10 protein-coding genes are annotated in these 13,658 nt (G+C 71.9%); 3 read left to right on the forward strand and 7 right to left on the reverse strand.

What is annotated here, in order from left to right; genetic code table 11:
* Positions 1-7: 7 nt before the first annotated feature.
* The 5 genes from fabF to AC07AL_RS36755 form a co-directional block, all read right to left on the reverse strand.
* A complete protein-coding gene (gene fabF, locus AC07AL_RS36735) occupies positions 8-1,285 on the reverse strand; it encodes a beta-ketoacyl-ACP synthase II (RefSeq protein ID WP_363589288.1) in 1,278 nt (425 codons plus the stop codon).
* Positions 1,282-2,988: a thiamine pyrophosphate-binding protein gene (locus AC07AL_RS36740; protein WP_478319473.1), complete on the reverse strand. Its 1,707-nt coding sequence runs from the start codon at positions 2,986-2,988 to the stop codon at positions 1,282-1,284. The genes fabF and AC07AL_RS36740 overlap by 4 nt, the downstream gene beginning before the upstream one ends.
* Before the next feature lie 5 nt (positions 2,989-2,993).
* Positions 2,994-5,663, reverse strand: a complete 2,670-nt coding sequence (locus tag AC07AL_RS36745) for an aldehyde dehydrogenase family protein (RefSeq protein ID WP_363589284.1) — start codon at positions 5,661-5,663, stop codon at positions 2,994-2,996.
* A 223-nt stretch (positions 5,664-5,886) separates the two neighbouring features.
* Complete coding sequence (locus tag AC07AL_RS36750) at positions 5,887-6,798, reverse strand: phosphotransferase family protein (protein ID WP_363633424.1); 912 nt, start codon at positions 6,796-6,798, stop codon at positions 5,887-5,889.
* Positions 6,799-6,906: 108 nt separating this feature from the next.
* Positions 6,907-7,947, reverse strand: coding sequence for a TetR/AcrR family transcriptional regulator C-terminal domain-containing protein (locus AC07AL_RS36755; protein ID WP_478319474.1), 1,041 nt, complete (start codon positions 7,945-7,947; stop codon positions 6,907-6,909).
* Between the two features lie 165 nt (positions 7,948-8,112).
* On the opposite strand from AC07AL_RS36755, the gene AC07AL_RS36760 reads away from it, so the two are divergent.
* On the forward strand, positions 8,113-9,222 hold the full coding sequence (locus tag AC07AL_RS36760; RefSeq protein WP_363633423.1) for an FAD-dependent monooxygenase: 1,110 nt from the start codon (positions 8,113-8,115) through the stop codon (positions 9,220-9,222).
* A gap of 516 nt (positions 9,223-9,738) precedes the next feature.
* On the opposite strand, the gene AC07AL_RS36765 is transcribed toward AC07AL_RS36760, so the two are convergent.
* Positions 9,739-10,212, reverse strand: coding sequence for a MarR family winged helix-turn-helix transcriptional regulator (locus AC07AL_RS36765; protein WP_400810661.1), 474 nt, complete (start codon positions 10,210-10,212; stop codon positions 9,739-9,741).
* 42 nt (positions 10,213-10,254) lie between these two features.
* Between AC07AL_RS36765 and AC07AL_RS36770 the strand changes: the two genes are divergently transcribed.
* On the forward strand, positions 10,255-11,157 hold the full coding sequence (locus AC07AL_RS36770; RefSeq protein ID WP_478319475.1) for an alpha/beta hydrolase: 903 nt from the start codon (positions 10,255-10,257) through the stop codon (positions 11,155-11,157).
* 51 nt (positions 11,158-11,208) lie between these two features.
* Here AC07AL_RS36770 and AC07AL_RS36775 read toward each other — a convergent pair whose 3' ends face one another.
* Positions 11,209-12,063 (reverse strand): amidohydrolase family protein, encoded by an 855-nt coding sequence (locus AC07AL_RS36775; protein ID WP_478319476.1) that lies wholly within the window; start codon positions 12,061-12,063, stop codon positions 11,209-11,211.
* A 229-nt stretch (positions 12,064-12,292) separates the two neighbouring features.
* On the opposite strand from AC07AL_RS36775, the gene AC07AL_RS36780 reads away from it, so the two are divergent.
* On the forward strand, positions 12,293-13,555 hold the full coding sequence (locus tag AC07AL_RS36780) for an MFS transporter (RefSeq protein ID WP_363633419.1): 1,263 nt from the start codon (positions 12,293-12,295) through the stop codon (positions 13,553-13,555).
* Positions 13,556-13,658 lie beyond the last annotated feature (103 nt).

The raw sequence follows: 13,658 nt of genomic DNA on the forward strand, positions 1-13,658 counted from the left end.
CGGGCCCTCATACCGCTCGGACCACGAGAGCGGCATTGTGGCCGCCGAAGCCGAACGAGTTGCTGAGAGCGATCCGCATCCGCTCGTGGTGCTGCGCCCGGTGCGGCACGAAGTTGATGTCCGGGTCGATCGGGTCGTCGCAGTTGATGGTCGGCGGGACGTCACCCGTGCGCAGGACCTGGATCGAAGCCACCAGCTCGACCGCTCCGGCGGCACCGATCATGTGCCCGGTCATCGACTTGGTGGAGCTGACCGGGATCCGGGTGACACGGTCGCCCAGCACCGTGCGCAGGACGGCCGTCTCGGTGGCGTCGTTCAGCAGCGTTCCGGTGCCGTGCGCGTTGACGTAGTCCACGTCCGCCCCCGTGATGCCCGCGTCGCGCAGCGCCGCCTCGACGGCGAGGCACGCGCCGCGTCCCTGCGGGTGCGGGGCGGTCCAGTGATGAGCGTCGGAACTCGCTCCGTAACCCGCGAGTTCGGCCAAAGCCGTGGCCCCTCGCCGGTCGGCCACCTCGGCGGCCTCCAACACCACCACGGCGGCCCCCTCGCTCATCACGAACCCGTCGCGGTGCGCGTCGAACGGCCGGCACGCCGCGGTCGGGTCGTCGTTGCGCGTGGACAGCGCGCGGGCGTTGCCGCTGCCCGCGAGGTCGACGGTGGTGACGCAGGCGTCGGCGCCGCCGACCAGGACGACGTCGGCCTCCCCGTTGCCGATCATGCGCATCCCCGCGCCCACCGCGTCCGCGCCGCTGGCGCACGCCGTGCTCTGGGCCCGGCTGGGCCCCTGCGTGCCGAGACGCATGCTGATCTCGCAGGCGGCGCTGTCCATGGCGGTGGTGACCTGGGTGAACGGGCTGATGCCCCGGGGCCCTTTGTCGCGCAGCGTGTTGGCGGCGCGGTAGATCGACCCGACCGGGCCGTAGCCACTGCCGATGATCACGGCGACCCGCGGCGCCAGGCGGTCGTCGACGACGAGTCCGGCGTGCTCGCACGCCTCCAGTGCCGCGGCGAGGGCGTACTGCGCGTACGGGTCGGCGCGGCGGCTGACCGTCGGCGGCATGTAGCGGCCGGGTGTGAAGCCGCGCACCTGGCCGCCGATCCGGACTCCGAGACCGGTCACGTCGATCGCGTCCACGGTGGCGATGCCGCTGCGGCCGGCGAGCATCGCCGCCCAGGTCTCGCCGACACTGTGGCCGAGCGGCGTCACCGCCCCGTACCCGGTGACCACCACCTGGCGCCGGGGTCGGCTGGGCCCGGCGTCGCCCCGCTCTCCTGCGTTCGTCACTGGGGAACCACCTCGGCGTCGCGGATGCAGGGGAGGATGTCGTCGGGTGCGACGGGCACCATGAGCACGGCTGTGCCTCCCCGGGAGCAGAACCGCCGCGCGGCGAGAATCTCAGCGGTCAGCGCGGCCTTGTCGCGCAGCACTCGACAGTGGATGTCCGGCCCGTCCACCACGGGCGGCGGTGCGCCCGGACGGGTGAAGGGGTGGCGTTCGGCGTCGAGACCGAGGCGGGCGCGTTGGGCGTCCAGCCAGCCGTAGCCGCCGTTGCACAGCACCACGTACAGCACGCCGCCGTGGGCCGGAGCGGTGACGGCGATGTCCGCGCGGGCCGCGAGGAACGCTCCGTCTCCGATGAACGCGGTGACCTCGTGGTCCGGGGCGGCCCGTTTGACCCCGATGGCCGCGGCCGCGCCGAAGCCCAGGGGGGTCTGCTCCGACGGCACGACGGACCCGCCACCGACGTGGAAGGGGAAGCCGTAGGACCACATGTCCTGCAGCCCGTTCTCCTGGACGAGCACGCGGGGCTCGCCGGCGGTGGCATCGAGCGCGGCGAGCAGTTCGGCGATGCGGATCCCCGGGAGTGTCGCCGCGCGGACCAGTTCCGCCTCCGCCTCAAGTGACATGGCCTTGCGGGCGACGGCGATCCTGTTCGCCCACACCTCGGTCGCGGCCGCGCGCTCGGCCTCGCCGTCCTCCTCCAGCGCCCGCGACCAGCCGAGCACGGCGTGCCGGGCGTCCCCGAGCACCCGCGGGCCCGAGAACTCGGCCGACAGGCCGCCCGGGTCCACGTTGACCTGCACCACCGCGACCGGGGGCCACGGTGTTCCGCCTTCGACGACCGTCTCCTCCAGCCGTCCGGCGAGCGAGACCACCAGGTCGCAGGACGACCACAGTTCGCGGGCGGGGGCCGCGGCGTAGAGGCCCGCCACGCCGCAGAACAGCGGGTGGTGCTCGTCGACGGCACCGCGGCCGGACGCGGTGGTGAAGAGTGCCGCGCCGAGGCGTTCGGCGAAGCGCTCGACCACGCCACCGCCGTTGCGGTGCCGCATTCCGCCGCCCACCAGCACCACCGGACGCCGGCTCTCGCGGATCGCCGCCAGGGCCGGCCCCGGCGTCACGGGAACGGATTCGAGGACCAGTGGTTCGGGCAGCGTCGGCCACGCTCCGGTGACGAGGACCTCCGCCGTGCGGACGTCATCGGGTACCTCCAGGTACACGGGCCCGGACGGCGGCCCCACAGCCCGGGTCAGCGCCGTCACCGCCGCGGGGACGACCCGGTCCGGGTGCCCCACCCGGTGCGCCCACCGCACGAGCGGCGCTGTCACGGCGACCTGGTCGAGTTCCTGGAATCCGCCGCTGCCCCGGCGGCGTTCGGGCACGCCGGCGGCGAGCACGAGGACGGGTGCACCGGACTCCCGCGCTTCGAGCAGCCCCGTGGCCGCGTGGGTGACAGCCGGGCCCTTGCCCAGTGCGCATACGGCGAGCCGGCCGGACTGCAGCGCGTAACCGGTCGCCATGTACATCGCGTTGCGCTGGTCACGGCACGGCACGAGGTCCAGGCCGGCGGCGTCGAGGGCGCGGAGCAACTCCAGATCGTCGCCGGGCAATCCGAAGCAGGTGTCCACCCCGTTCGCCACCAGCAGGTCGACGATTGCGGACCACGCGTCGGCGTACCGTTTGCTCACCTTGCTCACCTGGCTCACCTGGGTCACTCCCCACTCGCCGTGACGGGCGCAGCCGCCGGGAGGGTCTGCGCCACGGCCTGCGACATGAGCAGCGGTTCGGCGTGCCGCTCGCCGCCGTAGGAGATGTAGTTCGCCCGCATCCCGAATCCGCCGAACGGGCGGTTGCCGTCCTCGGCGTCGAGCAGCGTGTGGTCGACACAGGTCTGGTGACGCCTGGCCAGGACATCCACCGTCTGCGGATCGTTCCCGTAGACCATCGCTCCCAGCGCGCGTTCGCTGAAGTAGGGGTTCGACAGCCGTTCACGCAACAGCCTCGCGCTGGGGTAGGCCACGACGTTGAACACCGGGGCGAACATCTCCTCGAGGGGGATCTTGTCGTCGAAGCCCCAGAGCAGCACGGTCGGCTCGATCTTGCGGGACGGCAGGTCGATGCGCCCGCCGTGCCGGATGCGGCGGGCATGGTGCACCAGGTAGCCCGAGCAGTTCACCAGCGCCGAGTCGTAGAAGATCGGACCGTAGTCGGCGCCGGGGTCGCCGTTCTGCCCGAAACGCAGCGAAGCCAGTTCGGCGGACAACAGGTCGACGAATTCCTCGGTGCGGCCCTTAGGTGTGAACACGACGTCGGGACCGAAGCAGTCCTGTCCCGAGTTGTAGAGCCGGAGCCTCGTGACGTCGTGCACGGCGCGGGTGAGGTCGGCGTCGGGTGCGACCACGAAGGGATTGATGCCGTTACCGAAGAAGAGGAGGAGTTGGTCCTCCGCCAGCCCCTCGCGGACGGTCTCGGCATTGGCGTAATTGCCGGTGAAGACGATGAGGTCCGCTTCGCGTACCGGTCCCGTCACGAACTTGCGCTGGCTGAGCTCGGAAAGGCTGATGGGCAGGCCGTGAACCGGTGCCAGCAGGTCGTGCAAGCGCCGCATCTGGCTTTTGATCTCCGAGGACGGCCGAAAGGTGATTCTTTCGCTGTAAAGGGATGCTATGAGCATGTAGAGCGCGTAGGAATGGAGCGGCATGTTGGAGGGCATGAAGACCGCGACCCGAGGCACGCGGCCGGGCCGGACGCGACGGATCTCCTCCTCCGCTCCGTCCAGGGTGGCGAGGAACGAGCGGATCTCCGCGCCGGCGGTGTGGTGGGGCGAGATCTCGGTGAGGATCCCCATCACCGCGTCCTCGTGGTCGGCCACGTACCGGCGCACTGCGCGCAGCGCGTCGACGCGGTCGGCGAAGGGGATGCGGTAGCCGCTCGCACCGCCGGCCGAGCCGGTGGTCGAGCCGGACGCGGTGACGTCGGTGGTCGTCCCGGGTGATGCGGACAGCGAGCTCATGGCGATCTTCTCCAGAACGGCCCGGTCGGGCTTTCCCGTGTTCGTGAGGGGCAGCGAGGGAAGCACGACGATCTGATCGGGCTGCTCGTAGCGGGCGAACACAGGGCGCAGCAGCCGTTTCCAGTGCGCAGGCTCGTGAGCGTCCGGGTCCGCGATCACGAACACCAGGCGGCAGCCCAGACGGGCGTCGGGGACCGCGACGACCTCCGTCTGCGCGCCGGCCGACTCGGCCAGCTTGGCGAGGTGGTCGGGATAGAGCGTGTGACCGTCGCGGTGCGCGGCGTGCTTGCGCCCGACCGGGAAGACGCGGCCGGCGTCGTCGATCAGGCCGATGTCGCCGGTGCGGTGAACGGGACTCGAAGCCGGAACGATCTCACCGTCAGTGCCGAGGTGGCCGGTCATCAGGCCGTCACTGCGGACGACGAGCTCGCCGAGCCGGCCGTGGGGAAGCGGCCTGCCGTGGTCGTCGTGGACTTCGACGACCACACCGGGCAGCGGCGTGCCGCACCCGACCGGATCGGTCGGGGGCGCCAGCGCGATGTTTCCGGCCTCGGTCGCTCCGTAGCCGTCGAGCAGGTGCCGGCCCGTGCGGGCGTGGAACCGGGCTGCCAGGTTGCTCCCCAGTGGCGCGCCGCCCACGCACCAGGCTCGTACCGTCCCCAGCGCGTTCACGAGGGCGGGGCGACGGTCGAGCAGGTTGAGCAGGCTGTAGTAGGTCGACGGGGCCCCGTCGACGATGGAGAGGCCGTGGTCCACGCCGACCGCGAGCGCACGGTCCAGGCGCGTGGTCGATCCGTAGACCACGAGCGTGCCTCCGCCCAGCCACCAGCAGAGGACCAGTGACAGACCGTACTGGTGGGAGTACGGCAGGATCGGCAGGAAGACGTCGTCAGGCCGGTACCCCATGCGTTCCGCACTGAGCGCGAGGTTGTCCAGGATCGAACGGCCGGAGCGGACGATGCCTTTGGGGCTGCCGGTCGTCCCCGACGACCAGGAGATCGCGGCGTCCTGACGCCGTGCCCAGCTCGCGACGTCGGGCACGGTCGCGGTGTTCGAAGCGGGGCGCGGCGCCGCGGTGCGGCCCGCACCGTCGCTGATTTCGAGCACCACGCGCGCCTGGGTGCGGATCTTCGATCGCTGTGACGGGGTGGCTCGATGATCGGCCAGGACCACCGAAGCGTCGAGGTGAATGAGCGCGAGCAGGGTGACGACCCATTCCGGGGAATTGGCCCCGCTCATCATCACCCGTGAACCGGGTTCGACGCCACGGCGTGCAAGAAGTTCGGTGGCGGCGAATACGCGGGCCACGATTTCGTCGGTCTCCCAGATGCGCCCGTCGGGCGAGATCAGTCTCCTGGAAACGGGCAACTTGTGCTCCTCAAAACCAGGTGGTTCAAATTGACTGTCCCATAACTGCGGAACGGTGTCGAGTGCTTCGACGAAATTCCGCTACCTGTGCAGGGTGATTGGGTGCGCAGTGACGAAAGAGGCATATGAGGAGCGAGATATTCTCAATATAAATAATTTCATATTGCTATTGAAGGTGAGGGTGGCCCCGCCACCCCGGCCCGCGCTCCGGACCGGCCCTGGCTCAGCCCAGGGCGTCCAGCAGGGCGGTGACGTAGGCGTCCAGCCGCTGCTCCACGGCTCGCGTCGTCAGCTCCGTCCGTCCAGCCTCCTGCCAGGGCTGCGCCACCGACCGTACTTCCTCCGAGCACGCCAGTCCGTCCCGCACCCGCCAGTACAGCCGCTCGCTCGCGGTCACGGCCAGCACCCCGCCGGCCTCCTCGTACGCCTCGGCGAACCGCTGACCCCACTCCGGGCCGTGCAGCAGCGCGAGATTGGTGGAGCAGTGCGCCACGTCGAGATCCGCCGGGCCCCAGGAGGCCGCCGCCCAGTCGACGACGCCGGTGATCCGCGCACCTGCCGGCCCTGGGGGCGGCACGTCGAACAGCACGTTGCCGGGTTGGAAGTCCCGGTGCAGGAACCGCCCTTCACCGGGCGGCGGGGGCCTGCGGATCACGTCGATCGCCGCGGCCCATGCCGCCGCGTCGGCGCCCTTCGGCACCACGACGGTGTCGGCGGTCGTCAACGCCACATAATCCCGGGGCCGTTCGGCGGGCCGCAGCGCGTGGATCGCCACGAGCTGACGGGCCAGCAGGGGGACGCGTTCCTCCACCCCCTCATCGTCGAGGACCGTCCGGCCCGCCAGATGCGTCATGAGGAGAGACGGATGCTCGCACTGTGCGGCGCTCGGATCAACCGCGACCAGCGCGGGAGCCGGCACGCCGGTCCCCGCCAGCAGGGCCAGGGCGCCGGCCTCCCTGTCCAGCCAGTCCTCGGCGCGTTCCACGGAGAACGGGTCGACGAAACTCCGCAGCACCAGGTCGCGGGTGCCTCCGTCCCGCGTGCCGATGGTCAGCCTCCGCATTTCGGCGGTGATGCCGCCGTGCAGCGCCTCGATTCCGACGATCCGTTCGCCGGCCTCCAGGTGCCGGCCCACCCAAGCCAGTGTCAACGGCCGCACGGCTGAGATCTCATGAGGGTCGGTCACCCTTCCACCTCATCATCCGGGCGGCAGCACGCGCAAAGGACTTCAGCGGTACGACGGTCAACGGTCAGCCGCAGGCCGCCGCGATGCCGCCGGACGGTGAGGTCCCCCGATCGCGGCGGTACCGCCCGTGCCGGCTTCCTGGCCTTCGACGGCGGAAGTCAGGCCGTCGAGGAGCGTCTTGAGGCCGAATTCGAAGAGCGCGTCGAGACGCAGGTCGTAGCCGTCCTCGAAGGCTCCGACCGCCTTGGTGAAGGCCGGGAAGCGGCCGGATTCCACCAGCTCCTGGAGGGCGGGGGCGCGGCTGTCCATCCACTGGTCTTCCGACTGGCCCGTGGCGGCTTCGGCGTGCGCCTCCATCTCCAGGTGCACCGCCAGGCCCTGGACATGGCTGTAGAGCAGGACGTGGATGTCGAACAGTGTCGTGGGGTCGAGTCCGTGGCCGTCGAGGGCGCCCAGCACCCACTCGCCGTGGACCATCAGATTGGGTACGAGCAGCGGGCGCGTGAGGCAGCCGAGCTGGGCCAGCCACGGGTGCTGCCGGTACAGGCTCCACAGGGTCCGGGCGCCCAGCTCGATGCGGGTACGCCAATCCTCGGGGGCTTCCGCGGGGTAGGACTTCTCGCCGAACGCGGCGTCGGCCATGCGCAGGACGAGGTCTTCCTTGCTCGGGACGTACCGGTAGGTCGACATCGCCGCGACGCCGAGGCGGGCCGCGATGCCGCGCATGGAGAGCGCCGAGAGCCCTTCGGCGTCGGCGATCTCGATGGCGGTGCGGACGATCCGGTCGAGGCTCAGCTCCTGCTCCTGCGCCTGCTCGGAGTCCGGGGCGGGTGACGGGCGCCTGCGGGCCGGCACGGCGGGGGCGGTTCCGGCGACGACCGTGCCGACCCGGGGTCGGGCCTCGACAAGTCCCTCCAGGCGCAGGGTGGTCAGGGCCTTGGTGGCGGTGGCGAGCGCGACGCCCCATTCCCCGGCGATCTGCCGGGTCGAGGGAACCCGGTCCCCGGGAGCGAGTTCACCGTCCGCGATGCGCCGCCGGATCGCGGCGACGATGCGCAGATAGGGCGGATCACCGGCTGTGCCTGTGGCCTTCGTCACGACCTGCCGCCTTCCTGTCCTGTGCTAGTACAGAGGGTAGCAGCGGCAGTGTCGAACCGAAGGCTTCTGCCCTAGTACACGGCGTGCAGATGGCTGGTTGAACGGTCTACGCGTACGACGTACGTTCAGGGCGCGTACACCGTACAGAGCACTGGGGAGCTTCTCATGCAGACCGTACTCGTCTCCGGCGGCGGAATCGCCGGGCCCGTCCTCGCCTACTGGCTGCGCCGCCACGGCTTCGCGCCCACTGTCGTCGAACGCGCTCCAGGCCAACGCCCCGGCGGCCAGGCCGTGGACATCCGCGGTGTCGCGCTGGAAGTCGTGGAGCGGATGGGCCTGCTGGAGCAGGCGAGCCGCGTGCGGACCCGGATGCGCGGCATGTCGATCCTCGACCCCGACGGCCGCGAGGTCGGCCGCTCGACCGAGGCGACCTTCAGCAGCGGACGGCTCGACAGCGAAGACCTCGAGGTGCTGCGCGAGGACCTGGTGAGGATGGTGCACGAGCACACGCGCGCAGGCGTCGAGTACCTCTTCGGCGACAGCATCACCGCGCTGGACGAGGACGAGACCGGCGTGCGCGTCGACTTCGCGCACGGACCGTCCCGCACCTTCGACCTCGTGGTCGGGGCCGACGGCCTGCACTCCACCGTACGGCGCCTGGCCTTCGGTCCGGAGGAGCACTTCGCCCACCACCTGGGCAGCTACCTCTCGGTGTTCAGCGCGGACAACTTCCTCGCCCTGGACGACTGGCAGGTGTGGCTGCGGGGCGGCGACACGGGTTTCGGCATCATGCCCGTACGCGACAACACCGAACTCAGGATCGCCTTCGGCTTCGAGTCCGTGCCCCTCGCCCACGACCTCCGCGGCGGGGGCGCCCTCCGGCAGCTCGTCGTGGACAAGCTCGCGTCGATGCGATGGGAAGGGACCCGCTTGGCCGAGGCCGCCCGGACGGCCCCCGACTTCTACTGCGACGCCATGGCCCAGATCCGCATGGACCCGTGGTCGCGGGGCCGGGTGACCCTGCTCGGAGACGCCGGCTACTGCCCTTCCCCCCTCTCGGGGCAGGGCACCAGCCTGGCCCTCGTGGGCGCCCACGTGCTGGCCGACTGCCTTGCCCGGGCCGGCGGCGACCACCGCACCGCGTATGCCCGCTACGAGCGGCGGATGCGCCCGTTCGTCACCCTCAACCAGGCCCTGGCCACCGAGAACCCCGGCGGACCCGCCTCGGAGGAATCCGTCGCGCAGGCCAAGAACGCACTCTCGCTGGACGACTGAGCCCTGCCCTGGACGGGCACCGAAGCCGACAGGGGAGGGCTTGAAGCGGTGGCGAGGCCTGCCCGACGCAGGCGTCGGCCCCCTCTACCAGGAGGGGGCCTCTACTGCTCCTGCGACTTACACTCTCGTTCCTGACGCCTGCAATGCTTTCGAATGCCTTCGTTGGTGCCGTCCGTGCTCACTGGCCGGACGGAGCGTCGCGTACGACGCGGCGAGATGCTGTTCCGAGAGCGACCCCCGCCGGGGGCCTCCGTCCGTGCGCAGTCGGACCGGACGGTTTGTTTCGTTTCACCCGGGTGTGCTCGGGATGGGCCGCTCCTCCGGACGGGCGGTGACGCTCCCGAACTCCCTGCTTTCCGTGGGGCTCTCGCCCTACGCGGCTTCCAGGGGACAGCTCCAGCCTGCGCCTTGCCGGCCGCGGAGGCAACCCCAGCCGGGCCTTCACCGAAGGTGACGGCGGAGGAGCGCGGTGTCGCCGGGCCGCACGTGGCCGGGCAGTTGACCGGGTTTGCGCCTTCAGCCGGTGGGGGTGCCGACCTGGTCGCGTTCGAGCGCGGAGCGCAGCCGGCGGAGGGCCCGGGCGGCGGCTGCCGTCGTGGACTGGTCGAGGGTGCCTTCGACCAGTTCGCTCAGGCCCGCGGCGAAGGTCGCCTCGGCGGCGTCCAGGAGCTGTGAACCGTCGTCGGTCAGGGCCAGGAGCGAGGACCGGCGGTCCGCCGGATTGGCCTGGCGGACGACCCAGCCCTGCTTCTCCAGGCGGTCGACGCCCTTGCTGGTCGCGCCGGCTCCGATGGCGAACTCCGCGGCGAGGTCGGCGACTCGGGCCCCCGGGTGCTCGCGCAGGAACCGCAGGAACTCGAACTGCGAGGTCACGATCCCGTGCCGCTCGCGCAGGCGGTCGTTCAGCGCGTTGTACAGGCGCGTCTCGCAGCGGACGAGATCCGCGAAGAATCCTTGGAGGTCGGCGATGCCATCCGATGTATATTCCACAGCATATAGTGTAGAGGAAGTCATTCCATAGGAGGAGCGCAGATGAGCAAGGAACAGCTCGCCAAGATCGACGCGATGCTCCGCCGGCCCCGGCCGGAGGGCCGGCGCTCCGTCGAGGAGCTGCGCGCCGGGTTCAGGGCGCTGATGGACACGATGATCGTGCCGGACGACGTCCGCACCACTCAGGCCGCGCTCGGCGGCCGGCCCGCCCTGCACGTCACACCGGACAGCGGCGCGCGCCCGGGCACGATCCTGTACTTCCACGGTGGCGGCTTCGTCTTCGGCTCTCCCGAGACCGCGCTGTCGCTGACCGCGCAACTCGTCTCGAGGGCCGGGTTCGACGCGTACTCGGTGGACTACCGGCTGGCCCCCGAGCACCCGTTCCCGGCTGGTCTGGAAGACAACCTGAGCGCTTACCGCGCCCTCCTCGACAGCGGCCTGGACCCGTCCGCCATCGCGTTCGCCGGGGACTCCGCCGGCGGCGGTTACGCGGTCACCACCGCCCTCGCCGCCCGCGACGCGGGCCTGCCGCTGCCCGCCGCGATCGTGGCCTTCTCCCCGGGCGTGGACGCCACCCGGAGCGGGGAGAGCATGACGACCAAGGAGGGCATCGACCCGATCTTCACCCGCGAGGCCGTGATGCACACCGGGGCCATGTACCTCGCCGGCCAGGACCCCGCGCAGCCCCTCCTCAGCCCGGCCCTCTTCGCCGACCTGACCGGCTTCCCCCCGCTCCTCATCCAGGTGGGCGCCAACGAGATCCTCCTCGACGACTCCACCCGCCTCGCCGCCCGCGCCCGCGACGCCGGAGTCGACGTCATCCTCGACATCACCGCCGACGCCCCCCACGTCTTCCAGGCCTTCGCGGGCGGCCCCCTCGACGAAGCCGACCAGGCACTCGACCGCGCCGCCCTCTTCCTCGCCCAGCGCATCCCCGCTCCCTGACGCTCCGCGCCCTCACCGGCCGCCGGGCCGCTGGCGTGGCCAGATGATCGTTCAGGCCGGTGCCTGCGGTCCGGCGGCTGCTCGTCGCCGGGGCGACCAGTTCAGCAGCCGGGCCGGGTTCACGGTGACGGCGGCGCGCAGGACCGACGGGCCGACGTGCGCGGCCGGCCAGGCGAGGCAATCGGCGAACGTCCTGCCGCGTTCGTGGCGGGTCCAGGGCCAGTCGCTGCCCCACAGCAGGCGCTGGTGGCCCGCTTCCTCCAGCACGCGCCGCAGCATGAGGCCCGGCGCGTCGGGCGCGCCGGGGGCGCAGCGGTAGGGCGCGGAGGCCTTGATCCACACGTGGTCGCGCGTGGCCAGATCCAGTACCGCGCGATCGGCGCCCTCGGACGCGCCCGGCAGGCCGAGGTGGTCGATCACCACGGGGGACGGCCAGCTACGGAGGGCGGGCGCGATCGCCGTCCACTGTCCGCCCGCCGCGTGCACCTCCAGGTGCTGCCCGCGCTCGGCCAGCAGTGCGGCCACCTGCCGCCAGTGCGGCCCGGCCAGGTCGGGCACCCGCCGACCGATCAGGTTGAGGCGGATGCCCGCGACGCCGTCGAGGGCGAGCGGGGCGAGCGCGTCCGGCCGGCAGGGGCGGTCGTGGTCCAGCACGATGACGGCGCGGAACCTGGCGGGGTGCCGGGCCAGGCAGCCGAGCAGGAACTCGTTGCGCGATCCCAGGAAGCTCGGCTGGACGAGGACCGCGCCGCCGATGCCGTGCCGGTCGAGCAGCGCCAGGTACGTCGCCGGGAGGGCGTCGTAGTCCGGCACGTAGCGGGGGCGGTCGGCCCTGGGCAGGCCGCGGTGGAACACGTGGGCGTGGGTGTCCACCGACTCCACCGACTCGGCCGGTTCGCAGATCACCCGTCGATGGTAGGTCCGGGGGCCCAGGACCGGGGGCCTCTGGACCTTCACCTGACCGACTGTCATATTGGCCTGCATGTTCGACGACGTACTGACGTGCTCACGTTCAGGGCGGCCGGTGCCGCGGAGGCGCTGCCGCTGCGCCGTGCCGGTCGTTGGTTCCTTCCGGCACCGCTCCGACTGCTACCGCACCGACTGCTACCGCACCGACCTCGGGTAAGGAGCGAGCATGCGTCAGTGGTACCGCTCGGCGTCGCCCGGGGGGCGACGGGCGTTCTGGGCCACCTTCGGCGGCTGGGCGCTGGAAGGGGCCGACGCGCAGATCTACGGCCTGGTGCTGCCGACCCTCACCGCGCTGTGGCATCTCACCAACGGCCAGGGCGGGCTGGCCTCCTCGGTCACCCTGGTCTGCACCGCGCTCGGCGGCTGGCTGGCCGGGGCGGCCTCCGACCGGTGGGACCGGGTGGCCGTCCTGCGCTTCACCATCGCCTGGTACGCGGTGGCGACCGCGCTCGTCGGCTTCGCCGACGGCTTCGAGTCCCTGCTGGCCTTCCGGTGCCTACAGGGCATCGGCTTCGGCGGTGAGTGGGCCGCGGGCGCGGTACTGATCAGCGAGTACGTGACCACGCGGTACCGGGGGAGGGCCCTCGGGGCGGTGCAGAGCGGGTGGGCCGTCGGGTGGGCCCTCACCCTCGCCGCCTACTCGGTGCTGGTCGCCGTCCTGCCGCAGGCCTGGGCGTGGCGGGCGATGTTCTGGCTCGGCGTGCTGCCCGCCCTGCTGGTGCTCGCCCTCCGCCGCGGGATCGCCGACCCCACGGCCGACCAGCGGCGGCGGGAGAAGGCCTCGCCGACGGAGATCTTCCGCCCCGGCCTGCTGAGGGTCACCGTCTTCGGCGCGCTGCTCGGGCTCGGCAGCCACGGCGGCTACTACGCCCTCACCACCTTCCTGCCCACCTACCTCCACACCACCCGGCACCTGTCGGTGATGGGCAGCAGCGGGCACCTCGCGGTCTTCATCGCCGGCTCGTTCCTCGGCTACCTCGCATCCGGGTGGCTCTCCGACCGGGTCGGCCGCCGCCGCAACGTCGTCCTCTTCGCCCTGTGCTGCCTCGTGACCCTCGTTCCCTACCTGCTGCTGCCACTCGGTGATCTCGGCACCCTCATCGCGGGCGCGCCGCTCGGGTTCTTCTCGGCCGGCATCCCCGGCGGACTGGGCGCCCTGTTCGCGGAGTTGTACCCCACCCGCGTCCGGGGTACCGGGCAGGGCTTCTGCTACAACCTGGGCCGCATCGTCAGCGCCGCTTTCCCCGCCCTCGTCGGCTACCTCTCCGGACGCCTCGGACTCGCGGCGAGCATCGCCCTCTTCGCGGGGCTCGCCTACGCACTGGCGGCCATCGCCGCCACCTGCCTCCCCGAGACCCGAGACCGCGAACTGCCCCATGACCCGGCTCCCGTGGCCTATCCAGAGCGAACCGCCAAGCTCCCCAGGTAGGGGGCGGGCTGGGGGGGGGGGGGGGGGGGGGGGGGGGGGGGGGGGGGGGGGGGGGGGGGGGGGGGGGGGGGGGGGGGGGGGGGGGGGGGGGGGGGGGGGGGGG

It is taken from the genome of Kitasatospora sp. NPDC043949 (assembly GCF_056435365.1).